Origin of the sequence: Streptomyces sp. 71268 (assembly GCF_029392895.1) — a bacterium.
Classification (GTDB): domain Bacteria; phylum Actinomycetota; class Actinomycetes; order Streptomycetales; family Streptomycetaceae; genus Streptomyces.
This window is the reverse complement of sequence record NZ_CP114200.1, coordinates 4,744,653-4,769,629: the sequence shown is the minus strand read 5'-3', so window position 1 is coordinate 4,769,629 and position 24,977 is coordinate 4,744,653. Positions and strand designations below refer to the sequence as shown.

Here is a 24,977-nt window from a genome sequence, read left to right as displayed (position 1 = left end):
CCGTTCCGCCGTACGGGTACCGTTGCCGCTGACACGCCCGACGGAAGCGATGGACGCTCACTACATCTCAGGCGGTGGATGACGTGCTGGTGCAGGGATTCAACGAGATTTTCTACTGGGTCTCCTGGGGGTTGCTGCTCTTCAGCCTGTTCGCCTTCGTCGACTCGGCGATCCGCCGCGAGGACGCGTACCGGGCCGCGGACAAGCAGACCAAGCCCTTCTGGCTCATCCTGCTGGGCATCGCGACGGCGGCGAACCTGTTCCTGTCCGTCATGTCCTTCATCCCGATCATCGGGCTCATCGCGACGATCGTGTACATGGTGGACGTACGGCCGGCGCTGCGGCAGGTCTCCGGTGGCCGTGGTCGGCGCGGCGGCTCCAGCTCGGACGGCCCGTACGGCCCGTTCAACGGCCGCTGAGCCCACGCGCCACCCGCCGGCTCCCCCACGGACGCCAACTCCACCGTGAGCGCCGGCCCCCGGCCCGTCGCCGCCCTCGCGGCTTCGCCCGTCAGTCCCGGTCCACCACTACGCCACCACGCCGCTACGCCACGCCCCGACGCGGCGCCCCGCCGCGTCCGGTCACGCGCCGCCGCGATCCAGCAGCAGCACCGCCACGTCGTCCGTCAGCTCGCCGCCGTTGAGCTCGCGGACCTGCGTCACGGCCGCGTCCAACAGCGTCTCGCCCGACAGGCCGGCCGCCTGGAGCGCCCCGACGAGTTCGACCATGCCCTCCTCGCCCAGCCGGTCGCTGCCCGCGCCGACCCGGCCCTCGATGAGCCCGTCGGTGTACATCATCAGGCTCCACTCCGCGCCCAGCTCCACCTCCCGGCACGGCCAGCGCGCGCCCGCGAGCAGGCCGAGCGCGGGGCCGCCGTCCTCGTACGGAAGCAGGTCGGGGGCCTGCCCGTGGTGGGTGAGGAGGGGGGCGGGGTGCCCGGCCAGGTACAGCCCGGCGCTGCGGCCCTCGGGGTCGATGTCCACCGTGCACAGGGTGGCGAAGATCTCCTCGTCGTCCCGCTCGTGCTCCAGCACCTCCTGGAGCGTGCACAGCAGCGCGTCCCCGCTGAGCCCGGCCAGCGTCAGCGCCCGCCACGCTATGCGCAGCTCCACGCCGAGCGCGGCCTCGTCCGGGCCGTGCCCGCACACGTCGCCGATCATCGCGTGCACCACCCCGTCGGGCGTGCGCACCGTGTCGTAGAAGTCACCGCCGAGCAGCGCGCGGCTGCGCCCCGGGCGGTAGCGCGCGGCGAACCGCAGGTCGGAGCCGTCGAGCAGCGGCGTCGGCAGCAGCCCGCGCTCCAGTCGCGCGTTCTCCCGCGCGCGCAGCCGCGACTCGCTGAGCTGGCGGCGCGCGCGGTCGGCGCGCTTGCGCTCCACCGCGTACCGCACGGCGCGGCTGAGCACCCGGTCGTCCAGTTCGTCGCGGAACAGGTAGTCCTGGGCGCCGACCCGTACCGCCTCCGCGGCGCGCTCCGCGTCCTCCTCGGCGGTCAGCGCGAGCACCGCGTGGCCGGGGGCGATGCGCAGGACCTGGCGCAGCGTCTCCAGCGCGTCGACCCCGCCCTCGCCCGCCTCGCCGTCGTCGGGCCCCGGCAGGGCCAGGTCGAGGACGATGCACTGGGCCTCGTCGGTGAGCAGCCGCTCCGCCTCGGTGAGGTTACGGGCGGTCCGCACCCGCACCGGTTTGCCCTCGGAGTCCGTGAGTTCCGGCATCGCGAGCGCCCCGGCGGGGTCGTCCTCGATCACCAGCAGGCTGATCCCGGCGTCCGGCCGCGGGCCCGGCGGCGCCGGTAACGCGGCGGCCGATGCCTCTCGCTGGCGCGGCACGGGTACGTGTGCCGGTACGGGCATCGTTCCATTTCCTTGTCTCCCCCGAGACGCGTCGCGGTCCGCCCCTCACCATGCGCCTGGCCACCCGTCGCGGCCGGCCCATGGTGCCCGGCGCGTCGCGGCTGGCCCATGGTGTGGGGGGCCTCCGAGCCCGGTCGCCACCGCCCCGTCGGCCGCGCGAGGCGGGCGACGGCACGCGGGCTGCCGGGCCCCGGACGGCACGCGGCCGCCCGCCCCGGCCACGCGCCGCAACCGCTGAGTCGGAAGGGCCCGGTGTGCTTGCCGGGTGTTGCCAGGCGACCCTAGCGAACCCTGGCGGCACAACGGAATGCCACCCGGCCCGCTGGTCAGGGTCATATGCCGTGGCCCGTACGGGTATGGGTGGACCCCCGATCCGGCGGGTACACGCCAACGCCGAGTGGCCTGCCCACGGTCCCGGCCCGCCCGCGCCCCAGCGCGCCCACGCCGTGTCGCCCGCGCGCCCCGGGCTCACCCGCGTGGCCCAGCCCATCCGCACCCGAGTCCACCCACACGGCCCAGCCCGTCCGCCCGGCCCGGCGCCCCGCGCGGCCCGCCGCGCCCCGACCGGCTACTCCTTGGGCGCGCGCTCCCTGGTCTGCTGGTCCTTGGACGGCTGGCCCTTGGCGGGGCGCTCCTTGACCAGGTCGGGCGCCTGCTCCGTGGGGGCGTCGGGGCGGACCACGCCCAGGATCTCCATCGAGCCGGCGCCGGCCAGCGTCACGTTCCGGCCGGGGCGCGGGGCGTGCACGATGGTGCCGTCACCCACGTATATGCCGACGTGGCTCGCGTCCCGGTGGTAGATGATCAGGTCGCCCGGCCGCATGTCCTTGATGTCCACCTTGGGCAGTTGGCGCCACTGCTCCTGGGACGTGCGCGGGATGGTCTCGCCGGCCGCGCCCCAGGCCCGCAGCGTCAACCCCGAGCAGTCGAAGGTCTTCGGGCCCTCGGCGCCCCACTCGTACGCCTTGCCGATCTGCTCCGTGGCGAAGGCGACGGCCCGCTCGCCGGCCGGGGTCGCCTCGCCCTTGGCGTCCTTGACCGCGCCCGAACGCAGCCACTTGGCCTGGGCCCTGGCCGCCTTCTCGGCCTCCAGCTCGCGCAGCCGCTCGCGCTCCTTCGCGGCGAGCTCGGACTCCAGCTTCTTCGCCGCGTCGAGCTTGGCCTTGATGTCCTTGCGCGCGGCGTCCCGCTGCGTGCGGGACTGTTCGAGCCGGGCCCACTTGGCGCTCGCGTCCTTGGCGTACCGGTCGAGGTCGGCCTGGGTGCGGGCCAGGCTGCCGAGCACGCCCTTGGTGGCGTGCTGGCCCTTGCGGGCGAGCGCCACGCCGTCGAGGAAGCCCTCCGGGTCGGCGTTGAGCCACACGCGCGCCTCGGGCGACATGCCGCCGCTGCGGTACTGCGCCCTGGCCATGGCCCCGGCCTGTCTGCGCAGCGCGGCCATCTCCCGCTGCGTCGCGGCGATGGACTTCGCGATGCGGTCGAGTTCCTTGCCCTGCTCGCGCTGTCGCTCCTGCGCCAGGTTGTACGCGTCGGTGGCCCGCTCCGCCTCGCGGTACAGGGCCTCGACCCGGCGGTGGACCTCCGCGAGTTCCTTGGCGCTCCTGGGCTTCGGCTCGTCGGGGGCCGCGTGCGCCACCCCGGGCGTCGCCAGTATCCCGGCTACCGCGCACACCAGGGCCGCGGCCCGCGCCGCCCCGCGCCCACGGCGCGGCTCGCCGCGCACGCCCGTACCCCGCTCCCGCGCCTGCTCCCGTCGCACCGGTCGGCCTCCGTTTCCCCGCGATCACCCGGACCTACTGATACGTAACGCCGGATCGTGCCACGTCACGCCCCCAAACGACAGGGGTGTGGAAAAACCCCACCAAGGGCCTGCCCACCTTCCCCCACACGGGCCACCCCAGGCCCAGCCACCCCACCGCCGCCCCCGCCCGGCCACGCGACCTCGCCCTCGTACCGGACCGCGCACGACCGGCTGTAACACGGCCGCGTACGGCCGCGTACGGCTCCGCGTCGTCCTCGTACGGCCGCGTACGACTCCGTACCGACCGCGCACGGCCACGCCACGACCCAGCACAACCGCGCACCCCCCGCCCGCCGCCCGCCCCGCCTCCGCGCCCCGCCCCCGCGCCCTCGTACGACTCGGCCGCCGCCCGCGCGAGCACACCCGGTCCACCCGACCCACCCGCCCACCGCGTCGCGCTCCACCCCAGGAGTTCCGGTCCCAACCACCCCATCCGCACGCTCACGCCCCACTACGCCACCAGCGGCACACGACTACACAAGCACCCCCGCACCACCAAATGACCAGCTCAGCACCGTTGATTTACCCCCGCCATCAGCTTCTCCGGGTAAGCCACCACACCGATGGGTGAGGTTCACCCTCCGTTCACTCACGCCCATTGGCGGCTTCACCTGATCTGCCTAATTTCGGCCTTACACAGTGCGAGTCGCACCAACCAATGGGCGTCGCGCCAGGCAGGTGCCGCGTACTGACGTAGTCCTGTCACCGACATCGACTCTCTCTTCGCACGCCGTCCCCACCGGCGGCTTCTGGAAGGAACTCCCGAAAGTGAAGCTTCAGCGCAAGAACCGGCTTCGCGCCATCGCCGCCGGTGCTCTCGCCGTCTCCGGCGCCCTGGTCCTCACGGCGTGCGGCTCGGACGACAACAGCGGCGGGGACGGCGAGAAGAAGTCCACCGGGGCGATCAAGTGCGACGGCAAGGGCAAGATCCTCGCCTCCGGTTCGTCCGCGCAGCGTGACGCCATGGACCTGTGGGTCAAGGACTTCGGCAACGAGTGCAAGGACATCAGCGTCAACTACAAGGGCACTGGCTCGGGCGCTGGCATCCAGGAGTTCCTGCAGGGCAAGACCCAGTTCGCCGGCTCCGACTCGGCGCTCAAGCCCGAAGAGGTCACCGCGTCGAAGAAGGTCTGCAAGACCGGCCAGGGCATCAACCTGCCGATGGTCGGCGGCCCGATCGCGATCAGCTTCAACGTCTCCGGCGTGGACAAGCTGACGCTCGACGCCGAGACCGTCGCGAAGATCTTCGACTCGAAGATCACCAAGTGGAACGACGCGGCGATCCAGAAGCTCAACCCGGACGCCAAGCTGCCCGACCTCAAGATCCAGGCGTTCCACCGCTCGGACGACTCGGGCACCACCGACAACTTCACCAAGTACCTCAAGGCCGCCGCCCCCTCGGCGTGGCCCTACGAGCCGGCCAAGGCGTGGGCGGGCAAGGGCGGCCAGTCCGCTGACGGCTCCTCTGGTGTCGCCGCGCAGGTCAAGCAGGTCAACGGCGCGATCTCGTACTTCGAGCTCTCGTACGCCGCCTCCAACGGCACCAAGACCGTCGACCTGGACACCGGCGCCGACGCCCCGATCCCGGCCACCGTCGAGAACGCCTCCAAGGCCATCGCCGAGGCGAAGATCGTCGGCACCGGCAAGGACCTCGCGCTGAAGCTCGCGTACGACACCAAGGCCCCGGGCGCGTACCCGATCACCCTGGTCACGTACGAGATCGCCTGCGACAAGGGCAACGACGCCGGCAGCCTGGCGGCCCTCAAGTCCTTCCTCGGCTACACCGCCAGCGAGGCCGGCCAGGGCTCGCTGAAGGAGCTGGGCTTCGCCCCGCTGCCGCCCGAGGTCGCCACCAAGGTCCGCGACACCGTCACCACCCTCTCCTAACCCCGAGCGCGGCTGGTCCCCGGTAGCTCGCACCCCAGGTGGGCGTGCGGCACGACAACGGGGGCCAGCCGCGCCTTCCGGTGCACCGCCGCGCCAGGAGCCGCACCCGGGCTCCGCAGACCGGAGAAACACATGGACATAACACCCACCTCCCCCACCAGCCCGCCACCCGAGAAGCAGCCGCCGCTCGCGGTGGACAAGGTGAGTTCGGGCAAGGCCACCCGGCCCGGTGACCGGATCTTCCTCGGCCTCTCCCGGGGCTCCGGCATCACCCTGCTGGTCGTCATGGCCGCCATCGCGCTCTTCCTGACCGTCCGGGCCGCCTCGGCGCTCAGCAAGAACGAGGGCAACTTCCTCACCACCTTCGAGTGGAACGCCGACAGCGCGGAGCCCAGCTTCGGCATCGCGGTCCTGCTCTTCGGCACCGTCGTCAGCGCCATCATCGCGATGATCATCGCGGTCCCGGTGGCCGTCGGCATCGCCCTGTTCATCTCGCACTACGCCCCGCGCGCCATCGCCGCGCCGCTCGGCTACGTGATCGACCTGCTCGCCGCGGTCCCCAGCATCGTCTACGGCCTGTGGGGCGCGCTCTTCCTGGTGCCGCACCTCGAAGGGCTCTACAAGTGGTTCGACGACTACTTCGGCTGGACCGGCATCCTGGCGTACAACGACGGCACGCCCCGTTCGCTGTTCACCATCGGCATCCTGCTCGCGATCATGATCCTGCCGATCGTCACCAGCGTCAGCCGTGAGGTCTTCCTCCAGTCCCCGAAGATGCACGAGGAGGCGGCGCTCGCGCTCGGCGCGACCCGCTGGGAGGTCATCCGGATGTCGGTGCTGCCCTTCGGCCGCTCCGGCATCATCAGCGCCTCCATGCTCGGCCTCGGCCGCGCGCTCGGCGAGACGATGGCCGTCGCCACGGTGCTCTCCACCAGCTTCGACATCCAGACCAGCCTGCTCGACGGCGGCGGTGGCACCATCGCCCAGAACATCGCGAGCGGCTTCAAGGAAGCCAGCGACGACGGCCGCGACGCGCTGATCGCCTCCGGCCTGGTCCTCTTCCTGCTGACCCTCGTCGTCAACGGCGCCGCCCGCCTCATCGTCGCGCGCCGCAAGGAGTACTCGGGGGCCAACGCATGAGCCACGCCCCCCTGGCCCCCCAGACGCAGACGCAGACAGACCAGCTCGCCGCACCTTCGCGCCGTGTGGCCGGAGAGATCATCGAAAGGTGCGGGGCATGAACGACATCATGGTCGACAAGACCTCCGACCTCGCCAGCGCTCCGAAGGCCTCGACGCTGCGCCAGCCGCGCCTGCCGGCCTGGGCCCCGATCGGCCTGGTCGCCCTCTCGATCCTGCTCGGCTGCGGCATCGGCGTCGCCGCCAACCTGGACAGCAAGATCCAGTGGGGCCTGATATCGGCCGTCCTCTTCGTGGTCATCACCTTCGCCCTCACCGCCAAGGTGGAGGGCAAGCGGCAGGCCAAGGACCGGCTGGCCACCAGCCTGGTCTGGGTCTGCTTCCTGCTGGCGATCGTCCCGCTGGCCTCGCTCATGTACGAGACGATCGACCGCGGCTCCAAGGTCCTCGACGGCGCCTTCCTGTCCCACTCGATGAACGGCGTGCTGACCACCCAACCGGGCGGCGGCATCTACCACGCGATCATCGGCACCCTGGAGCAGGTCGGCATCGCCACCCTGATCGCCGCCCCCATCGGCCTGCTGACCGCCGTCTACCTGGTGGAGTACGGCCGGGGCAAGCTCGCGAAGGCGGTCACGTTCTTCGTGGACGTCATGACCGGCATCCCCTCGATCGTCGCCGGTCTGTTCATCCTCAGCCTGTGGATCATCATCCTCGACTTCGACTACTCGGGCTTCGCCGGCGCCATGGCGCTGGCCATCCTGATGATGCCGGTCGTCGTCCGCTCCACCGAGGAGATGCTCAAGCTCGTCCCGAACGAGCTGCGCGAGGCGTCGCTGGCGCTCGGCGTGCCCAAGTGGCGCACCATCCTCAAGGTGGTCCTGCCGACCGCGATCGGCGGCATCACCACCGGCGTCATGCTCGCCATCGCGCGCATCGCCGGTGAGACGGCGCCGATCGTCCTGCTGGTCTTCGGCGAGAAGGTCATCAACAACAACCCCTTCGAGGGCGCCCAGTCGTCGCTGCCGTTCTACATCTACGAGCAGTGGAGCCTCGGCAACGAGGCGTCGTACGACCGCGCCTGGGCGGCAGCCCTCGTGCTGATCGCCTTCGTCATGATCCTGAACCTGGTCGCGCGCGGCATCGCCCGCTGGAAGGCCCCGAAGACCGGCCGCTGAGGCCCCGTACTCCGGCTCCGCCGCCGCGGGGTCGACGTAGAAAAGAAGTGATTCACATGGCCAAGCGCATCGACGTCAGCGGCCTCACCGCGTACTACGGCTCGCACAAGGCCATCGAGGACATCTCGATGACCGTCGAGCCCCGCTCCGTGACCGCCTTCATCGGCCCCTCGGGCTGCGGCAAGTCCACCTTCCTGCGCACTCTCAACCGCATGCACGAGGTCACCCCCGGCGGCCGGGTCGAGGGCAAGGTGATGCTGGACGACGAGAACCTGTACGGCTCCGGCGTCGACCCGGTCTCCGTGCGCCGCACGATCGGCATGGTCTTCCAGCGCCCCAACCCGTTCCCCACCATGTCGATCTTCGACAACGTGGCGGCGGGCCTGCGCCTGAACGGCTCGTACCGCAAGAGCGAGCTGAACGACATCGTCGAGAAGTCGCTCAAGGGCGCCAACCTCTGGAACGAGGTCAAGGACCGGCTGAACAAGCCCGGCTCCGGCCTCTCCGGCGGTCAGCAGCAGCGCCTGTGCATCGCCCGCGCCATCGCGGTCGAGCCGCAGGTCCTGCTGATGGACGAGCCGTGCTCGGCGCTCGACCCGATCTCCACCCTCGCCATCGAGGACCTGATCGGCGAGCTGAAGGAGCGGTTCACGATCGTCATCGTGACGCACAACATGCAGCAGGCGGCCCGCGTCTCGGACCGTACGGCGTTCTTCAACCTCGCCGCCGTCGGCCAGCCCGGCAGGCTCATCGAGATCGACGAGACGGAGCGGATCTTCTCCAACCCGTCCGTGCAGGCCACCGAGGACTACATCTCCGGCCGCTTCGGCTGACCGGCCCGACGCCCGCCCCGAGGTACGCGCCACGGGGCGGGCCGAGCAAGAGCAGCTTTGCGGTGCTGCATGGCGGTGCCACCGCAAGGCGAAGGGTCCGCCCCCTGGCTCCCGGGGGGCGGGCCGCACCATCCCCGGGCCGCGCACCGGCGTACGACGCGCCCCCCGCCGGCCCGAGAGCCCCGGCCCAAGCACTGTCGAGCCCCGTCGAACCCCACCGCCGCCCAGCCGGATCGCGCCCCGCGCATACCGGGCCGGGCGCCGAGGAGAGACGGGCGGTAGGCAGAACGGCCGCGGGCCCCCGCGACGCCTGTCGCGAGGGCCCGAAGAAGTCCGAGGCAGTCGCCCGAAGGGGCGGGCCGCGTCCGCTGGGCCGTACGCCACTGCGGGCGTCGGTCGGCCCGAGAGGCGGGCGAGGTGGATCAGCCGAAGGCCAGTTGCACGATCCAGTAGCTCACGGCGGCGACCATCGCCGCGGCCGGCATCGTGATGAACCAGCCCAAGATGATGTTCTTGGCGACGCCCCAGCGGACCGCGTTGACCCGTTTGGTGGCGCCCACGCCCATGATTCCCGAGGTGATCACGTGCGTCGTGGAGATGGGCGCGTGGAACATGAAGGACGCGGTGTACATCACCGAGGCCGCGGTCGTCTCGGCCGCGAAGCCCTGCGGCGGGTCCAGCTCGATGATCCGGCGGCCCAGGGTACGCATGATGCGCCAGCCGCCGGCGTACGTGCCGAGCGAGAGCATCAGCGCGCAGACGATCTTCACCCAGACCGGGATCGGGTCGCCCGAGTCCTCGACGTCGGCGATGACCAGGGCCATCACCACGATGCCCATCGTCTTCTGGGCGTCCTGGAGGCCGTGCCCGAGCGCCATGCCCGCCGCCGACACGGTCTGCGCGATGCGGAAGCCGCGCTTGGCCTTGTGCGGGTTGGAGTTCCGGAACATCCACATGATCGCGACCATCACCAGATAGCCGAGGATCAGACCGACGAACGGCGAGACGAACATCGGGATGACGATCTTCTCGATCACCCCGGACCAGATGACATCGATGCCCCCGGCGAGCGCCGCGCCGACCATGCCGCCGAACAGGGCATGCGAGGACGAGGACGGCAGGCCGAAGTACCAGGTGACGAGGTTCCACGCGATCGCCCCGACCAGCGCGGCAAAGAGGATGCCCATCCCCTTGTCGCCTTCGGGCGTCTGGATCAGCCCTTCACTGACGGTCTTGGCGACCCCGCTGCCGAGGAAGGCTCCGGCGAGGTTCATCACCGCGGCCATCGCCAGCGCGGCGCGCGGCGTCAGCGCCCGGGTGGAGACCGAGGTGGCGATGGCGTTGGCGGAGTCGTGGAAGCCGTTCGTGTACGTGAAGAAGAGCGCGACCCCGATGGTCACGACGAGCGCGAAGGTGTCCACCGGGGGTCAGGACTCCTTGACCGCGATGGTCTCGACGGTATTGGCGACGTGCTCGAAGGCGTCGGCCGCCTCCTCCAGCACGTCCACGATCTGCTTGAGCTTGAGCACGTCCATCGCGTCGTACTTGCCGTTGAACAGATGGGCCAGGAGCTTGCGGTGGATCTGGTCCGCCTGGTTCTCCAGCCGGTTGACCTCGATCCAGTACTCCGTGAGGTTGGTCATGGTGCGCAGGTTCGGCATCGCCTCGGCCGTCAGCTCGGCGGCCCTGGCCAACACCTCGATCTGCTGCTCGACGCCCTTGGGCAACTCCTCCACCTGGTAGAGGACGACCAGGTCAACGGCCTCCTCCATGAAGTCCATGATGTCGTCGAGCGACGAGGCGAGGGTGTAGATGTCCTCGCGGTCGAACGGCGTGATGAAGGACGAGTTGAGCTGGTGGAAGATCGCGTGGGTCGCGTCGTCGCCCGCGTGCTCCGCCGCCCGCATGCGCTCGGCGATCTCGGCCCGAGCGGAGGAGTCCGCCCCGAGCAGTTCCATGAGGAGCTTGGAGCCGGTCACGATGTTGTCCGCTGACGCGGCGAACATGTCGTAGAAGCTCGTCTCCCTGGGGGTCAGACGAAAGCGCACTGGGGCATCCTCTGGGTGCAGCGGATTCGGTCTCGTTGATGCTAGGCACAACATCCGGCCATGGCTAACCGGCATTCCACCAGTGTCGCCTATCGGGCAGAGTGCCTATAACGGGGCCCGGCCGCCATCAGCTCCATTCGGTACCATGTACCCCGTAGGGGTATATGAGGCTCTCACCGGTCGAAAGGACGCCATGACGACGACGGCAGCCGACAGCGGGGCCGCCCGCGGTGGCGACCAGCCCCAAGCTCCCAGCGACGCCCTGCCCGCCGCCACATCAGCCGAAACCGGCGAGATCACGGCGGCGACGCAGGTCACAGTGTCCCGCGCCGACGGGGCCCCCGACCAGACCCGTGACACCACCTCGTCCTGCGCGGGCCATGCGAGCGAGGTCACAGCCGACGCCGCCCCGGGCAGCCCGCCCGGACCCCACGGCTACACCAAGCAGCGCGACCAGCACCTCAAGCGGCTGCGCCGGATCGAGGGGCAGATCCGTGGCCTGCAACGGATGGTCGACGAGGACGTCTACTGCATCGACATCCTCACCCAGGTCTCGGCCAGCACGAAGGCGCTGCAGTCCTTCGCGCTGCAACTGCTCGAGGAGCACCTGCGGCACTGCGTCGCGGACGCCGCGGTGCGCGGCGGCGAGGAGGCCGACACCAAGGTCGCCGAGGCCACGGCCGCCATCGCCCGGCTGCTGCGCACCTGATCCGGGCCGCCTGACCGGCCCGCCGCCCGCCCGCCGGCCAGTCGGCGACCGGCGCGCGCCGCGTGGGTCACCGGCCGCGCCGAGCGGCTCAGGAAGCGCTGTGGTCGTGGCCTCTCTCGTGCTCGCGAGCCGGCTCAGAAGTGGCGAGATTTGATCGGTCCACATGGACGCGGAGCACGGCGTCGATGTGGTCCGCGCTCATCCGCTCCCCGGCCACGCTCGACGCGGCGATCATCAACTCGCCGTACAGGTCGATCTCGACGAGGGCCACATGGTCCGAGACCGACGACCTCTGACGCGCCACCATGTGTGTCACCTCCTCCGAACCCGGGCCCGCCGGCCGCTCTGGTCGCCGCTCTGACCGCCGGACCTCTCGCCGGCCGTGTCGCCAGCGTTCCAGCGTAGGGACAGGCACACACCGCGCACATGGCACGGATGGGTCATTTCCATGGGCCGAACCCGTTCGCGGAGCTAATTCTTCGGCGAATCGACCGTACCCGCGTAGATATCCGCGGGCTTGGGAGGTCGCAGCGCGACCGCCGCGCCAAACGCGTACAACTCGGTCGTGGAGACCACGTCCGTCTCCCGGCGTTGCCCACCGGCGGCGTTGGTCATGGTGAACCGGTGCCGGATCTTCCGCAACCGGCCCTGCGCGTCGAGGAAGGCGTCGAAGCGCACCGCGTCGGTGGCGAACCCCCGCGCCGCGGCCCGCAGCACGCCGCGGGCGTACGGCTCCGCGGCGCGCGCCGCCGCCTCCAGGTCGGCGACGCCACGGTAGTGCCGCACCCCGCCGCGCGCCGGCGCCCCGCGCCCGACGACGCTCACCTGCCGCGCGCCGCGCAGGAGTTGGGCCGCCACCAGCGGGTCGGTCGCGCCCCCGGTGACCAGGTTGCCGTCCGCGACCCGGGTGCTGTCCACCCGCACCCAACGGTCGTCGGGCACCCCCGCGCCCCGGTTGAACAGGAACAACTCGGCGGGCGCGAGGAGTTCGGTGATCGGCTCGTGCTCGTCGTCGCCCACCGCGTCCTTCGGCAGGTGCACCCGCAGCCGTCCCATCCGCTCGACGAAGTCGTAGCCGCCGCTGCCCTGGATGGCGACCCGGGTCGCGCCGGCGGCCGTCTCCACCGACGTGCGCACCCGGGCGCTACCGGCCCGCGCGAGCGCCCCCGCGGCCTCGCGCAGTGCCGCCGGCGCGGCGCCCACCTCCCGCTCGGCGGGCTCGTCGGAACCGGTGGGCTCCGCCCCCGGGGCACCGCTCGGGCCGCTGTCGATGTCCCACTCGTCGGCGACGCGCTCCTGGGCCAGCCCCTCGCCGGCCTCGTCGGGTTCGGCGCGCGACGAGCATCCGGCCGTGGCCACCAGCGTGACCACGAGGCCGCCCGCCACGACGGCGGCCGCGCCACCGCCGCACCTGTGCCGCCGCACCGACATCCGGACCGATCCCTGGACCCTCATCGACGTCCGACCCCCTGACCGTTGTCGCGCCCGTGTCCCGCGCGTCGCGCCGCGCCCCGCGTACCGCACCGGACACAGCGCGGGCCGGGCCGTCATGACGACGGTGAAATATGTTCCGTTCAACGATCGCCCCTGAGGGCCGTCACGGCCGGGTAGCGTGGGTACGTGCTTGACTCGGGCTCCGACATACACGAGACGACCACCACCGAAACGGGCGCCTTCTGCCTCGCCCGCTGCTCCTGCGGCTGGTCAGGCCCCGCACGCAGAGCCCGCTCGCGGGCTCGTACCGACGCCGACGAACACCGCGCGACACAGGCGGCACAACCCGTTCCCTCCGTTCCCGCTCCCCGCCACACCGGTCACTGACAGCGCATCGAGGCCACCTCGGGGCGCGCCGACCAACCGCGCGCGCCCCCCTCTCGGCCACCCGGCCCCCCGCCCCGCCCTTCCCGCGCACCCCACACGTGGCCGAGAATGTCATGGCCATGACCCTCATGTCGTGGCCACGCCCGCCGTCACGGAACCACCGTCCGTCGTACGCCCTCTGCGTAGAGGAGACCCACATCGAGAGGGAGGGCAGGATGGACAGGCGCACACTGCTGGCCGCCGGCACCGGACTGGCCGTGGCGGCCGCGGGAGCCGTCGCCTGCGACGACAAGGCCGGCACTCCCGCCCCGAGCAGCGAGGGCGGCGCCCCGCGAACCACCCCGCGCGAGGCCGCCCCGCCCGCCACCACCTCGGCATCTTCCCGCGCCGGCAAGCCCCGGGCCGCCGACTGGACCGCGCTCGGCAAGGGGCTGCGCGGCGGCCTGATCCGCCCCTCCGACGCCGACTACGCCCAGGCCAGGCAGCTCTACAACACCCGCTTCGACCACCAACGCCCGGCCGCCGTCGCTTACGTGGCGCACACCTCCGACATCACCGAGTGCCTGGCCTTCGCCCGACGCCACGGCACCCCGCTGGCCATCCGCAGCGGCGGCCACAGCTACGCCGGCCACTCCGGCGGCACCGACCGACTGGTCATCGACGTCTCCCGGCTGCGCACCATACGCACCGGCGCCGGCACCGCGACGATAGGCGCCGGCGCCAAGCTCATCGACGTCTACACCAGCCTCGCCGCCCACGGCGTCACCATCCCCGCCGGCTCCTGCCCCACCGTCGGCATATCCGGCCTCACCCTCGGCGGCGGCCACGGCGTGGTCTCACGCGCGTACGGACTCACCTCCGACAGCCTGCTCGGCGCCACCGTCATCACCGCGGACGGCAAGGCGGTGCGCACCGACAAGGACCGGGAGGCCGAGCTGTTCTGGGCGCTGCGCGGCGCGGGAAGCGGCAACTTCGGCGTCGTGACCGAACTCCGCTTCCGTACCCACAAGGCGGCGGCCGGCGTCAGCGCGTACCTCACCTGGCCCTGGTCGAAGGCCGCGGCCGTACTCCGCGCCTGGCAGGCGTGGGGCCCCACGCAGCCCGACGAGATCTGGTCCGCGCTGCACCTGTCCGCCGCGCCCGGCCGCACCCCCACCGTCTCGCTCAGCGCGTTCTCCCTCGGCACCTACGGCGACCTGCAGAACGCCCTCGACCGGCTCGCCGACGCGGCCGGCGCCAGCGCGAAGAGCGTGAGCCTGCGCCGCCGCGGCTACCTGGACGCCATGCGCGGGTACGCCGGCTGCGCCACCAGCTCCACCACCCAGTGCCACCTGTCCGGCACGACCCCGGGCCGCGAGGCGACGGGCGCGCTGCGCCGCGAGACCTACGGCGCTCGCTCGGACTTCTTCGACCGCTCCCTTAACCAGCAGGGCGTCCGCGCCCTGCTCGACCAGGTCGAGCGGTACGGCCGGGGCACCGGCGGCGGCGCGGTCACCGTCGCGCTCACCGCCCTGGGCGGCGCGGTCAACCGCGTCGCCCCGCTGGCCACCGCCTTCGTGCACCGCCGGTCGCGGATGTTGGCGCAGTACACCGCCTCGTGGCCGGCGGGCCGCACGGGCGCCGCGCAACTGGCCTGGCTGGACGGCGTCCACGCGGCCATGCGCCGGCACGCCTCCGGCGCGGCCTACCAGAACTACGCCGACGCGGGCCTGAAGAACTGGCGCACGGCCTACTACGGCGCCGCCGCCAACCGGCTCACCGCCGCGAAGAAGCGTTACGACCCGAACCGCCTGTTCACCTTCGGGCAGGCGCTGTAGGGCGGGACACAGCACTGGGCCCGGCGCCCACGGGTCGTGTGGGGCCGGGCCAGTGCGTTCGTGCCGGGCCGGCGGGCCGTCAGGCCGCCAGGTCGCTGTCGCGCCGTTTGTCGGTGACCGGTGTGACGGCGGGGCCGCCCGGTCCGCGCTGGGTCACCGGTCCGGCCGCCTCCACCGCCGAGCTGCCGGCCCTGGCCCGCACCAGCCAGCTCCCGCGCGAGTTGGCCACGGTCGTGGCCAGCGGGGTCAGCAGCATCATGGCCAGCGGGGCGAGCAGCAGCGTCACGGCCGTACCCAGCGCGAAGCCGCCGACCACGTCGGTGGGGTAGTGCACGCCCATGTAGATCCGGCAGAAGCCCGCGAACAGCGCCACGACCAGCGCGAAGACGCCGTACTTCCGGTTGACCATGAAGATGCCCACGGCGATCGCCGCCACCAGCGTGGAGTGGTCGCTCACGAACGAGTAGTCGCTCTTGCCCGCCACCAGCACCTCAAGCTCCTGCGGGTGGTCGACGAAGGGGCGGGGGCGCTTGACGAAGCCTCGGATCGGGATGTTGGCCAGCAGCGCGATGCCGGCCGCGAGCGGCGCCCACACCAGGCCGGCGACGGCACTCGCCGCGTCGGAGCGCTTGCGCGCGCTCCACCAGGCGCCGAGCAGCAGCGCGAGCAGGCCGAAGACGACGCCGAACTCGCCGATGAACTCCATTAGACGGTCGCACCAGTGCGGCGCGTCCTCGGCCAGGCCGTTGATGTCGTAGAGCAGGCTGACATCCGGGTTCGACCCTTCCCTGACATCTGCTGCCAGGGGGGACCCCAGTGTGAGTCCAGCCATCTGCCGCGGCCCCTTATCTCTTGCCCGTCACGCCCGTCGCTGCAAGCAACCGGCCGCCCCCGCGGTCCTCAACCAAGTGTGCTGCTATTCCACTCGAAGAAAACGCCCGTGTGGGGCAACGCGTTCCACTCTCCACCCAACGATCACCAGGACGTTATCGAAGGGTGACCCATCGTCGCAGCTCAGAAAGACGGCATCACGGAGAGTTCCAGCCACGCTACACCTCAGCGAACCCCGTTGATCGGCTTCCGCTCAGCGCGCCAGCCCCGTCAACGGAAGGGGACCGCCCCATCTCAGGCTTCGCCATTCCGCGGCCCGGGGAGCGCTTTTGCGCCATCTTTGGTGACCCGGGTCGCCCCGATGTAGTCCGGCGTATCGATCGGGTCGTAACGGATGACCGCCCCCGTGTACGGAGCATTGATCATCTTTCCGCCGCCGACGTAGATCCCCACGTGGTGGATGGAGCGCGGGTCCTGCAGGTCGTACGCGAAGAAGACCAGGTCACCCGGTTGCAGTTCGTCGCGGCTGGGGTGCGGCCCGGCGTTCCACTGGTCGTTGGCCACGCGCGGCAGCTCGATGTCCACCGAGGCGTAGGCGGCCTTCGTCAGCCCGGAGCAGTCGAACCGCCCGCCGTCGGCCGCCGTGCCGTTGCCGCCCCACAGGTAGGGCTTGCCCAGTTGCCGCTGCGCGAAGTAGATCGCGGCCGCCGCCTGCCTGGACGCGGCGACGGGACGCTTGGGCGCCGCGAAGCTCTTGGCGAGCGTGGTGATCCGCTGCACGTAGTTCTGGGTCTCGTTGTACGGCGGCACCCCGCGGTACTTGACCACCGCGTACGAGCCGGCGTTGTAGGAGGCCAGCATGTTGGCCGTGGGGTCGCCCGGCACGTCCTTCACGTACTTGGCCAGCGCGCAGTCGTAGGCCGCCGCCGAGGGGATGGCGTCCGCGGGGTCCCAGATGTCACGGTCGCCGTCGCCGTCGCCGTCCACCCCGTACGCCGCCCAGGTGCCGGGGATGAACTGCGCCAGCCCGCGCGCGTTGGCCGGGCTCACGGCCTTGGGGTTCCAGCCGCTCTCCTGGTAGAGCTGCGCGGCGAGCAGCGCCGGGTTGATGGCGGGGCAGCGGTTGCCGTGCTTCTGCACGAGGTCCACGTACGCGGCCGGAACGGTGCCCTCCGCGAGCTCCACGTCACCGGCGGAGCCGCCGCTCGTGGCCCTGCTCGCGATCATGTACGTACCGAGAACGAGGAGCACGACGAAGGAAAAGGACAGCCCCATACTGATGCTGACACCGAGCCAGACCTTCTTACCCACCGGGCCATCCTCCCCCATCCGGCCCCAACCGGGCGCTCCACGGACGTGATTCGCACGGTACGACGAGGGCCCCCGACTTGGCGAGAGGGCACCTGACGCCCCGACGCGCACCGCGGACGCGGGCGGTCGCGCGGCGCACGGGCCCGGGGGCGGTGACGGCGTACGGGGCCGGATGGTGGGCGGCGCGGACGGCCGGTGGGCGACCACCGCCCCAGCCCGCGCGACTACAGTCCACCGTGCGGCCACCCACCGCGACATGAGGGCGCGACCGGGCGAGATGGCGGCCTCACCCCCTGTCACCACCCCGTCGGCACACGCGACAAGGACGACCACGCGATGGACATGAACCAGCTGGACTGGCAGCGCGCCGTACCGGAAGGGGAGGACCCGCCCGAGTTCCTCGAGGTGGCCGCGGGGCCCGACGGCCGCGTCTACCTCCGGGAGAGCCGCGACCGGGACCAGGTGGTCGTCACCACCCGGGCCAAGTGGGACGCGTTCATCAAGGGCGTCAAGGCGGGGGAGTTCGACGACTTCGTGGAATGAGGCGGGCCGTCGGATAGCCGGGAGCGCAAGCGGGTACACCCGTAGACGCACCGGGCGGAGGCCACCATCCGCCGCCCGCACCCGCGTTGGCCGCGCTCCCACCCGGGACGCTTCCTCCACGGACAACCACAACTCCATTGCCGTCCGCCACCGAGCGTGATACGCAGAGTGACGACCACCCATCGGGCTGACACGTCTTCGAGCCGCGTTTGTACGGTTTGACCGCAGGTCAGAACGGTGAAGCCCAGATCCGATACGAGATCCGCCAAGAAATGCCGCCAAATCGACATGCGACAGTGGCAACTTCGGCGAAGATAGAGACTGACCCGTGCCGCACGGTAAGGCGGTACACAACTACCCATAAGGGGCGGTGAGTTCACATGTACTTGGCAGCCGAAAAAGGCGACATCACCACCATCATCGGCGGAATCGCCCCCGACTGGGGGCCTTTCGGGAGCTTGGGCAACGAAGCGCGCATCATGATCGAGGTCGTGATGGCCGTGTCCATCTTGCTGTGCCTCGGCATCGCGATCTGGGGCGCGGCCAAGCAGCGCATCGGCGCCACGGCCCTGCGCGACACGTTCAGCGCCGAGCAGGGCAAGGGGCTGATCGTCGCGGGCCTGACCGGCGTCTTCATCATCGGCTCGCTCGGCACGCTCTTCACCATCGTGTACGGCATGGCCGTCTAGGCCGCCGGCCTCCGCCCCGCGCGGACGCGCGCCCGCCGTCCGCACCGCCGCGCGGCGTACGAGCCCACACCCAGCCCGTACGCCGCGCGAGCCCACCCGCCCTCATCCCGCCCGACCGTTCCACGCATACGAGCCCCTTCGCTCGTCCCTCCCCTCCCCACGAGGCCGCAAGCTGATGCCCACACCTCCAGGCCACTCGGACCGCCACCCGCGCTCCCCGCGGCCCGGGCGGGACAGGCGACAGCCCTACCGCGCCGTCGCTACTTCGACCTCCCGCCTCTCCCCCGGTCCCGCTGCTGAGGTTGTGTCAGCCTGATGTGCACTCACACCATCGCCCCCGCGCCCCGCCGCGCCCCGCTACCGTCGTACCCGGGCGCCGCGAGAGCGGCGGACGAGACGACGGTCAGCACGGCGACACGCGGGCGGGCCACCCGCCGCGGGGCGGGCGCGGCCGGGCTGCGGCGCGCCGCGGAGACCGAGGCCACGGGCGAAGGGGCGGGCGCGCGATGAGTCCCCAGGGCGATGATCACTACGACTCGTACGGCGGCGACCACGGCCCCGCCGGCACCGACGGGCGGCTGACCCGCACCCGACTCCCGGACGGCGACGGCGACGCCTTCGGCGCCGGCCGCCGCCCTCGCCCCACCGCCAAGCCGAGCCGCAGCCTGCTCACCGTGGTGACCGTGGTCGTCCTCCTCATCGCGGCCATCGCCTTCGCGAACCGCGGCGGCGGCGACTCCGACGACGGCAACGGCGGCGGCTCGGGCGACACCAAGGGCAACCAGGCCCGGTCCACCGCCCCCACCGGCGAACGCCCCGTCAAGGGCAAGGACACGGCCACGGGCATCGCCACCGGCTTCCCCCGCACGGAACAGGGCGCCCAGAGCGCGGCGGCGAACTACGCGGTGGCTTTGGGGTCGGTCGAGATGTACTCCCAGGACACCCGGCACGCCATCGTGAACACGGTGTACGCCCCGGAAGTGGCCGCCGCCCGGCAGGCCCCGCTGGACAAGGTGTACTCCGGCGAGAAGCTCCGCACGGCCATCGGGCTCGACGCGGACGGCAAGGCGCCCGAGGGAATGACGTTCGTGTGCCGCAGCAACCCGATCGGCACCAAGATCGTCGACTTCAAGGGCAACACCGCGAGCGTGGCCGTCTGGTACTCCACCCTGGTCGGTTTGGCGGGCGAGGACTCCAAGTGGCCCGTCACCGAGGGCTGGTACACCAAGACGTTCGAGCTCAAGTGGATCGACGACGACTGGAAGGTCACGGACTACCAGCAGCAGGACGGGCCGGCACCCGTCGGCCGGGACCAGACCGCGTCATCGGCTGAGGAGATGGCCGATGCCGTCCAGAGGTTCGGAGGGTTCACCTATGCCCGCTAAACGTCGCCGCTCCCTCACCCTGGCCGCGCTGTTCACCCTGAGCCCCACCGCGGTCCTGCTACTCGCCACGCGCGCGACCGCTGAGCCGACTCCGAAGCCGTCGGCGAGCGACGACGGGCACTGCGATGAGTACCCGGACGAGCTGAAGGACCTGTGTGACGACAACGGCGGAGGGGGCTCCGGCCCGGACGACCCCACCGCCCCCATCGACCCCGCCGCCTCCCTCGCCAGGTCCTGCGCCAAGGCCGCCTCCTGGCTCGTCGGCAAGCTCTCCGACATGGTCAACGAGACGGCGGGCGTCGACTTCACCAACGAGACGTTCCTGCGCCAGTACGCGATCGTTTTCGCCGCCTCCACCGTGCTCACCCTCCTCCTGTGGCTGCTCGCCGTCGCCAAGCGGGCGATCCGTGGGGTGCCGTTCATCGAGGCGATCACCGAGGCCATCGGGTTCCTCTGGCTCACCGTGCTGGCCTCGGCCTTCACGCCGCTGGTGCTCTACACCGTCGTGTCGGCCACCGACGCCGTCACGGAAGTGATCGCCACCGGCACGGGGGCCGACAACGACGCGTTCTTCGGCTCGTTCGCCGACGCGCTCAAGAAGGACGAGGACATCGGCGGCGGGCCGATCATGCTCATCGTCGTGTCGCTGGTGACCATCCTCGCGGCCGGCGTGCTCTGCCTCGAACTCGTCATCCGCGCCGCCCTGCTCTACGTCGGCGCCCTGCTCGGCACCGCCGTCTACGCGGGCCTGGTCGACAAGAACATGTGGGGCCACGTCCGCCGCTGGGCCGGGCTCATGATCGCGGTCATCCTGGTCAAGCCGGTGATCGTCATCGTGCTCGGGCTCGCCGGAGCGCTCTCGGGGGACGAGGGGCCCGACGCGTTCTCGGCCGTGGTCTCCGGCCTGTCGATCATCATCCTCGCCATCTTCGCGAGCGCCATGATCTACCGCTTCGTGCCCGGCTTCGGTGACGAGATCATCAACAGCCGCAACGCCAGCAGCGACGCCGCGTCGCGCCAGGCCGCGGCGATCGTCAGCTCCCCCGCCGCCCTGGTCAAGCAGGGCATGAACGCCCACAGCAACCGCGCCGTCGGCACGCCCATCGGCGGCGGCTCGTCCCAGCCGCGCCCCGCCAACCCCGTCTCCGGCGGCGTCGCCGCCCACAGCGCGCGCGGCGGTGACTCCGGCGGGGGCGGCAACCGCGCACCCGCCACCCCGGCGCCCCGCGCCCAGAACCGCAACACCAGCAATACCAGCAACACCTCGGGAGGTGACCGGCGTTGACGATTGAGGCCCAGTCCCACCCCATCGCGCCCCGCCGTACGTATCTGATCGGTCGGGCGCGCCCGAACGCGATCGTCGGCAAGAACCGCGAGACGGGCGAGATCGCCCTGATCATCGCGGGCGGCTTCATCGGCATGATGTGCGGGTTGCTCGTGCCCGTCCTGATGCTGCGCATCATCACCCTGGTGGGCTTCCCCGCGCTGGCCCTCGGCGCGGTCTACGTCCCGTACCGGGGCCGCACGTTCTACAAGTGGTTCGAGATCAACCGCTCCTACCGCCGCATCACCCGCCGCGGCGCCACCTACCGCTCGGCCGTCGCCGAGGCCGGCACCCGCCTCGACGGCCGGGAGGTCGAGGTGGGCCCCCCGCCCGGCATCGGGCACATCAACTGGCTCGCGGCACCCTTCGGGCCCGACGAGATCGCCGTCCTGCTGCACGCGGACCGGCGCACCGTCACCGCCGCCATCGAGATCGAGGGCCCCGGCGTGGGCCTGCGCGACAGCGAGGACCAGGAGGCGCTGGTCGACCGGTTCGGCACGCTGCTCAAGCACGTGGCCAACGGCGACGGCTTCGTGACCCGCCTCCAGATGCTCGCCCGTACGCTTCCCGCCGACCCCGACGCGCACGCCAAGGACGTCGAACGGCGCGGCGACGCGAACTCCCCGGAGTGGCTCAAGGACTCCTACGACCAGCTCCAGTCGATGGTCTCCACCTCGTCCGAGCAGCACCGGGCCTACCTCGTCGCCTGCATGCACTACACCCGCGAACTGTCCGCCGAGGCCCAGGCCATGGCCCGCGCCTCCCGACACAGCGGCAAGCGCATCGACCGCGACGCGGGACTCGCCGTCGTCATGGCCCGCGAGCTGACCGACATCTGCGCCCGACTCGCCGAGGCCGACATCCGGGTCCGCCAGCCCCTCGGGCAGAGCCGGCTGGCCTCGCTCGTGCACTCGATGTACGACCCCGACCACCCCATCGACCACATCCAGGCCATGACCCAGCGCAACGCCTGGCCCGCCGAGCTCGACGCCATGGAGCCCACCTACCTCCAGGCCAAGACCCGCGAGTCCAGCACCCGCGCCCCCTGGTGCCACGCCACCGCCTGGGTCAAGGAGTGGCCGATGACGCCCGTCGGCGTGAACTTCCTCGCCCCGTTGCTGGTGCACACCCCCGACGTGATCCGTACGGTCGCGGTCTGCATGGACCTGGAGCCCACCGAGCTGGCCATCGAGCGGATGCTGACGGAGAAGACCAACGACGAGGCGGAGGCCAGCCGCCAGGCCAAGATGAACCGCACCGTCGACCCGCGGGACATCGCCGCCCACGGCCGCCTCGACCAGCGCGGCGACGACCTGGCCAGCGGCGCGGCCGGCGTCAACCTCGTCGGCTACATCACGGTCTCCTCCCGCTCGCCCGAGGCCCTCGCCCGGGACAAGCGCACCATCCGCGCCTCGGCCGGCAAGAGCTACCTCAAGCTGGAGTGGTGCGATCGCGAACACCACCGGGCCTTTGTGAACACCTTGCCGTTCGCCACCGGCATCCGACGATAGGGGCTGCGCCGTGGTCGATCCGATGGGCGTCATCACCGAGGCCTTCACCAGTTTCGTCTTCGGGAAGGTGGAGACGACACGGCTGCCCGTGCGCACCTCCACCGGCCAGGCCCAGGCCGTCTACCTGCCCACCGCCGCGCCCGGCCTCGGCGACTCCGGCGTGATCATCGGGCGCGAGGTGTACTCCGGCAAGGGGTACATCTACGACCCGTTCCAGTTGTACGGGCAACAGTTGCCCGCCCCGCACTGGCTGGTGCTCGGCGAGTCCGGTAACGGCAAGTCCGCCCTGGAGAAGACGTACGTACTGCGCCAGTTGCGGTTCCGGGACCGGCAGGTCGTGGTCCTCGACGCGCAGGGCGAGGACGGCGTCGGCGAGTGGAACCTCATCGCCCAGCAGCTCGGCATCACGCCGATCCGCCTGGACCCGATGGCCGCCCTCGACGGCGGCATCCGGCTCAACCCGCTCGACCCGTCGATCACCACGACCGGCCAGCTCGCCCTGTTGCGCACCATCATCGAGGTCGCGATGGGCCACGGCCTCGACGAGCGCGCCGGCTTCGCGCTCAAGGTGGCGCACGCGTACGTCAACCAGACCGTCACCGACCGGCAGCCGGTGCTCACCGACATCGTCGAGCAGCTGCGCCACCCGGAGCCGGACTCGGCCGAGTCGATGAACGTGGACCTGGACGACGTACGGGCCTGGGGCCTGGACGTCGCGCTGGTCCTGGACCGACTGGTCGACGGTGACCTGCGCGGCATGTTCGACGGGCCGACCACGGTCGGCATCGACCTGGACTCGCCGCTGATCGTCTTCGACCTCTCGCACATCGACCGCAACTCGATCGCGATGCCGATCCTGATGGCGATCGTCGGCGTGTGGCTGGAGCACACCTGGATCAGGCCGGACCGCAAGAAGCGCATCTTCCTGGTCGAAGAGGCGTGGCACATCATCAACTCGCCCTTCGTGGCCCAGCTCTTCCAGCGACTGCTGAAGTTCGGCCGCCGGCTCGGCCTGTCCTTCGTCGCGGTCGTCCACCACCTGTCCGACGTGGTGGACGGCGCCGCCGCCCGCGAGGCGGCGGCCATCCTCAAGATGGCCTCGACCCGCACCATCTACGCCCAGAAGGCCGACGAGGCGCGCGCCACCGGCCGGGTGCTCGGCCTGCCGAGGTGGGCCGTGGAGATCATCCCCACCCTCACTCCCGGCATCGCCGTCTGGGACGTCAACGGAAACGTTCAGGTCGTCAAGCACCTGATCACCGAGGCCGAGCGCCCGCTGGTCTACACCGACCGCGCCATGACCGAGGACTCGCTGACCGCCGCGCTGGCCGCCGAGGCTGAGGCCGAGGCCCGCGCCGCCGAGGCCGTCGAGCAACGACTCGCCGAGGAGGGGCTCGCGGGCGGGCCCGACGGGTACGGCGGCTACGACAGGTACGGTCCGTACGCGCCCTACGGCCCACCCGCGTCCGGCGCGTCCGAGTCCACGGTGGCCTAGGCGATGGCGGACCCGAGGCGGGACCGCGCGCCGGAGCGCGGCATTCCGGACGGCTTGCTCATCGGGGCGCTGCTGTTCCTGATCGGGCTGGTGGTGCTGACCTGGACGGCCACCGGCCTGGCCGGACTGCTCGCGCACGGCGCCTGGCCGGAGAACGTGTCGTTCATCCGCACCCCGCAGGCCGCACGGCACCTGGTGCAGGACCCGGGGGACCTCGCCACGGCCTGGCCGCACACCCCCGAGGAACAGCTTTCGGGGTACGGGCTGTTCTGGGGCCTGTTCATCAGCGAGGTCCTCGTCCTGCTGGTCATCGCGGTCTTCGTGATCGGTACGGTCGCCCGGTACCGCCTGATGCGGGCCCGCCGCGCCGCCGACCGCCGCCAGGCCGCCGAGGAGCGGGCCCACGCCCCGCGCCCGCAAGAGCCCCAGGACACCGCCCCGAGCACCCGCCCCGCGGGCCCCGTCGAGGCGGCCCCGGAGCCGTACGCCGCACCGGCCGAGCCCGCCGCTGGGCTGGCCGCTGGGCCCGCCGCCACGCCCGACCCGCAGCCGCCCATCGACCCCGCGGCCTACTTCACGGCCATCTTCCCGAGCCCACAGCCCGCCCCCCGCACCCTCTCAGCCAGCCGCCTCCACGGCCCAGCCGGCCGGCGCCAGCGGCCACGCCCAGGAGGCCGCACCTCAGCCACCGCCGGCCCAGGCCCCGGTCCAGGCCCCGGCCCCGGCCTCCGGGACGGCCACCGAGGCCGCGCCCGCGGCTCCCACGGCATCCGGGGCCCACTCCTCGCTCCCGTACGGCGCC

The 24,977-nt window shown here is 71.6% G+C and carries 23 protein-coding genes; 14 read left to right on the top strand and 9 right to left on the bottom strand.

Annotated elements, in window-relative coordinates:
* Window positions 1-83 precede the first annotated feature (83 nt).
* Window positions 84-419, top strand: a complete 336-nt coding sequence (locus OYE22_RS18675; protein ID WP_176166184.1) for a DUF2516 family protein — start codon at window positions 84-86, stop codon at window positions 417-419.
* Between the two features lie 162 nt (window positions 420-581).
* Here OYE22_RS18675 and OYE22_RS18670 read toward each other — a convergent pair whose 3' ends face one another.
* Both OYE22_RS18670 and OYE22_RS18665 read right to left on the bottom strand, forming a co-directional pair.
* On the bottom strand, window positions 582-1,853 hold the full coding sequence (locus tag OYE22_RS18670; RefSeq protein WP_277321466.1) for a fused response regulator/phosphatase: 1,272 nt from the start codon (window positions 1,851-1,853) through the stop codon (window positions 582-584).
* Window positions 1,854-2,421: 568 nt separating this feature from the next.
* Entirely contained in the window at window positions 2,422-3,612 is a 1,191-nt protein-coding gene (locus tag OYE22_RS18665) for an NlpC/P60 family protein (protein ID WP_277321465.1), read from the bottom strand.
* 810 nt (window positions 3,613-4,422) lie between these two features.
* Here OYE22_RS18665 and pstS point away from each other — a divergent pair.
* The 4 genes from pstS to pstB all read left to right on the top strand — a co-directional run bounded on the left by pstS (window position 4,423) and on the right by pstB (window position 8,691).
* Window positions 4,423-5,541 carry a phosphate ABC transporter substrate-binding protein PstS gene (gene pstS / locus OYE22_RS18660; protein WP_277321464.1) on the top strand — a complete coding sequence of 373 codons (1,119 nt, stop codon included), beginning with the start codon at window positions 4,423-4,425 and terminating at the stop codon, window positions 5,539-5,541.
* Window positions 5,542-5,673: 132 nt separating this feature from the next.
* Window positions 5,674-6,681: a phosphate ABC transporter permease subunit PstC gene (gene pstC, locus OYE22_RS18655; protein WP_187063274.1), complete on the top strand. Its 1,008-nt coding sequence runs from the start codon at window positions 5,674-5,676 to the stop codon at window positions 6,679-6,681.
* 97 nt (window positions 6,682-6,778) lie between these two features.
* Window positions 6,779-7,858, top strand: a complete 1,080-nt coding sequence (gene pstA, locus OYE22_RS18650; protein ID WP_277321463.1) for a phosphate ABC transporter permease PstA — start codon at window positions 6,779-6,781, stop codon at window positions 7,856-7,858.
* 56 nt (window positions 7,859-7,914) lie between these two features.
* Window positions 7,915-8,691, top strand: a complete 777-nt coding sequence (gene pstB / locus OYE22_RS18645; protein WP_277321462.1) for a phosphate ABC transporter ATP-binding protein PstB — start codon at window positions 7,915-7,917, stop codon at window positions 8,689-8,691.
* 422 nt (window positions 8,692-9,113) lie between these two features.
* Here pstB and OYE22_RS18640 read toward each other — a convergent pair whose 3' ends face one another.
* Together OYE22_RS18640 and OYE22_RS18635 are read right to left on the bottom strand one after the other, a co-directional pair.
* A complete protein-coding gene (locus OYE22_RS18640) occupies window positions 9,114-10,112 on the bottom strand; it encodes an inorganic phosphate transporter (RefSeq protein ID WP_277321461.1) in 999 nt (332 codons plus the stop codon).
* Window positions 10,113-10,118: 6 nt separating this feature from the next.
* Window positions 10,119-10,739, bottom strand: coding sequence for a DUF47 family protein (locus tag OYE22_RS18635; RefSeq protein ID WP_176162428.1), 621 nt, complete (start codon window positions 10,737-10,739; stop codon window positions 10,119-10,121).
* A gap of 295 nt (window positions 10,740-11,034) precedes the next feature.
* Here OYE22_RS18635 and OYE22_RS18630 point away from each other — a divergent pair, with 295 nt between their 5' ends.
* Window positions 11,035-11,448, top strand: coding sequence for a metal-sensitive transcriptional regulator (locus tag OYE22_RS18630; RefSeq protein ID WP_277324197.1), 414 nt, complete (start codon window positions 11,035-11,037; stop codon window positions 11,446-11,448).
* Window positions 11,449-11,536: 88 nt separating this feature from the next.
* Here OYE22_RS18630 and OYE22_RS18625 read toward each other — a convergent pair whose 3' ends face one another.
* Window positions 11,537-11,755, bottom strand: a complete 219-nt coding sequence (locus OYE22_RS18625) for a hypothetical protein (protein WP_277321460.1) — start codon at window positions 11,753-11,755, stop codon at window positions 11,537-11,539.
* 164 nt (window positions 11,756-11,919) lie between these two features.
* Window positions 11,920-12,903, bottom strand: coding sequence for a hypothetical protein (locus tag OYE22_RS18620; RefSeq protein WP_277321459.1), 984 nt, complete (start codon window positions 12,901-12,903; stop codon window positions 11,920-11,922).
* Window positions 12,904-13,068: 165 nt separating this feature from the next.
* Between OYE22_RS18620 and OYE22_RS18615 the strand changes: the two genes are divergently transcribed.
* Together OYE22_RS18615 and OYE22_RS18610 are read left to right on the top strand one after the other, a co-directional pair.
* Window positions 13,069-13,269 (top strand): hypothetical protein, encoded by a 201-nt coding sequence (locus OYE22_RS18615; RefSeq protein ID WP_277321458.1) that lies wholly within the window; start codon window positions 13,069-13,071, stop codon window positions 13,267-13,269.
* A gap of 215 nt (window positions 13,270-13,484) precedes the next feature.
* Window positions 13,485-15,086 carry an FAD-binding oxidoreductase gene (locus OYE22_RS18610; protein WP_277321457.1) on the top strand — a complete coding sequence of 534 codons (1,602 nt, stop codon included), beginning with the start codon at window positions 13,485-13,487 and terminating at the stop codon, window positions 15,084-15,086.
* A gap of 79 nt (window positions 15,087-15,165) precedes the next feature.
* On the opposite strand, the gene OYE22_RS18605 is transcribed toward OYE22_RS18610, so the two are convergent.
* Window positions 15,166-15,918, bottom strand: a complete 753-nt coding sequence (locus tag OYE22_RS18605; protein WP_277321456.1) for a phosphatase PAP2 family protein — start codon at window positions 15,916-15,918, stop codon at window positions 15,166-15,168.
* Window positions 15,919-16,211: 293 nt separating this feature from the next.
* Entirely contained in the window at window positions 16,212-17,192 is a 981-nt protein-coding gene (locus tag OYE22_RS18600; RefSeq protein WP_277324196.1) for a bifunctional lytic transglycosylase/C40 family peptidase, read from the bottom strand.
* A 372-nt stretch (window positions 17,193-17,564) separates the two neighbouring features.
* On the opposite strand from OYE22_RS18600, the gene OYE22_RS18595 reads away from it, so the two are divergent.
* The 6 genes from OYE22_RS18595 (at window position 17,565) to OYE22_RS18570 (ending at window position 24,175) form a co-directional block, all read left to right on the top strand.
* Window positions 17,565-17,771, top strand: a complete 207-nt coding sequence (locus OYE22_RS18595; RefSeq protein WP_348652222.1) for a DUF397 domain-containing protein — start codon at window positions 17,565-17,567, stop codon at window positions 17,769-17,771.
* A gap of 380 nt (window positions 17,772-18,151) precedes the next feature.
* On the top strand, window positions 18,152-18,460 hold the full coding sequence (locus OYE22_RS18590) for a hypothetical protein (protein ID WP_176162433.1): 309 nt from the start codon (window positions 18,152-18,154) through the stop codon (window positions 18,458-18,460).
* A gap of 506 nt (window positions 18,461-18,966) precedes the next feature.
* The gene (locus OYE22_RS18585; RefSeq protein WP_277321455.1) at window positions 18,967-19,845 is read left to right on the top strand and encodes a hypothetical protein; all 879 of its coding nucleotides are present in this window, start codon (window positions 18,967-18,969) and stop codon (window positions 19,843-19,845) included.
* Window positions 19,835-21,130 (top strand): hypothetical protein, encoded by a 1,296-nt coding sequence (locus OYE22_RS18580; protein ID WP_277321454.1) that lies wholly within the window; start codon window positions 19,835-19,837, stop codon window positions 21,128-21,130. Before OYE22_RS18585 ends, OYE22_RS18580 begins: the two co-directional genes overlap by 11 nt.
* 2 nt (window positions 21,131-21,132) lie before the next feature.
* On the top strand, window positions 21,133-22,680 hold the full coding sequence (locus OYE22_RS18575) for an SCO6880 family protein (protein WP_277324194.1): 1,548 nt from the start codon (window positions 21,133-21,135) through the stop codon (window positions 22,678-22,680).
* A gap of 10 nt (window positions 22,681-22,690) precedes the next feature.
* Entirely contained in the window at window positions 22,691-24,175 is a 1,485-nt protein-coding gene (locus OYE22_RS18570; protein WP_277321453.1) for an ATP-binding protein, read from the top strand.
* On the opposite strand, the gene OYE22_RS18565 is transcribed toward OYE22_RS18570, so the two are convergent.
* Window positions 24,172-24,342 (bottom strand): hypothetical protein, encoded by a 171-nt coding sequence (locus OYE22_RS18565; protein ID WP_277321452.1) that lies wholly within the window; start codon window positions 24,340-24,342, stop codon window positions 24,172-24,174. The genes OYE22_RS18570 and OYE22_RS18565 overlap by 4 nt on opposite strands.
* Between the last annotated feature and the right edge of the window lie 635 nt (window positions 24,343-24,977).

Excerpts from the sequence above, each read along its gene's own strand:
- OYE22_RS18565 (WP_277321452.1), bottom strand. The coding sequence starts at position 24,342 with ATGAACGACACGTTCTCCGGCCAGGCGCCGTGCGCGAGCAGTCCGGCC.
- OYE22_RS18585 (WP_277321455.1), top strand. The coding sequence starts at position 18,967 with ATGAGTCCCCAGGGCGATGATCACTACGACTCGTACGGCGGCGACCAC.
- pstB (WP_277321462.1), top strand. The coding sequence starts at position 7,915 with ATGGCCAAGCGCATCGACGTCAGCGGCCTCACCGCGTACTACGGCTCG.
- pstC (WP_187063274.1), top strand. The coding sequence starts at position 5,674 with ATGGACATAACACCCACCTCCCCCACCAGCCCGCCACCCGAGAAGCAG.
- OYE22_RS18610 (WP_277321457.1), top strand. The coding sequence starts at position 13,485 with ATGGACAGGCGCACACTGCTGGCCGCCGGCACCGGACTGGCCGTGGCG.
- pstA (WP_277321463.1), top strand. The coding sequence starts at position 6,779 with ATGAACGACATCATGGTCGACAAGACCTCCGACCTCGCCAGCGCTCCG.
- OYE22_RS18620 (WP_277321459.1), bottom strand. The coding sequence starts at position 12,903 with ATGAGGGTCCAGGGATCGGTCCGGATGTCGGTGCGGCGGCACAGGTGC.
- OYE22_RS18605 (WP_277321456.1), bottom strand. The coding sequence starts at position 15,918 with ATGGCTGGACTCACACTGGGGTCCCCCCTGGCAGCAGATGTCAGGGAA.
- OYE22_RS18600 (WP_277324196.1), bottom strand. The coding sequence starts at position 17,192 with ATGGGGCTGTCCTTTTCCTTCGTCGTGCTCCTCGTTCTCGGTACGTAC.
- OYE22_RS18670 (WP_277321466.1), bottom strand. The coding sequence starts at position 1,853 with ATGCCCGTACCGGCACACGTACCCGTGCCGCGCCAGCGAGAGGCATCG.
- OYE22_RS18595 (WP_348652222.1), top strand. The coding sequence starts at position 17,565 with ATGGACATGAACCAGCTGGACTGGCAGCGCGCCGTACCGGAAGGGGAG.
- OYE22_RS18590 (WP_176162433.1), top strand. The coding sequence starts at position 18,152 with ATGTACTTGGCAGCCGAAAAAGGCGACATCACCACCATCATCGGCGGA.
- OYE22_RS18625 (WP_277321460.1), bottom strand. The coding sequence starts at position 11,755 with ATGGTGGCGCGTCAGAGGTCGTCGGTCTCGGACCATGTGGCCCTCGTC.
- OYE22_RS18580 (WP_277321454.1), top strand. The coding sequence starts at position 19,835 with ATGCCCGCTAAACGTCGCCGCTCCCTCACCCTGGCCGCGCTGTTCACC.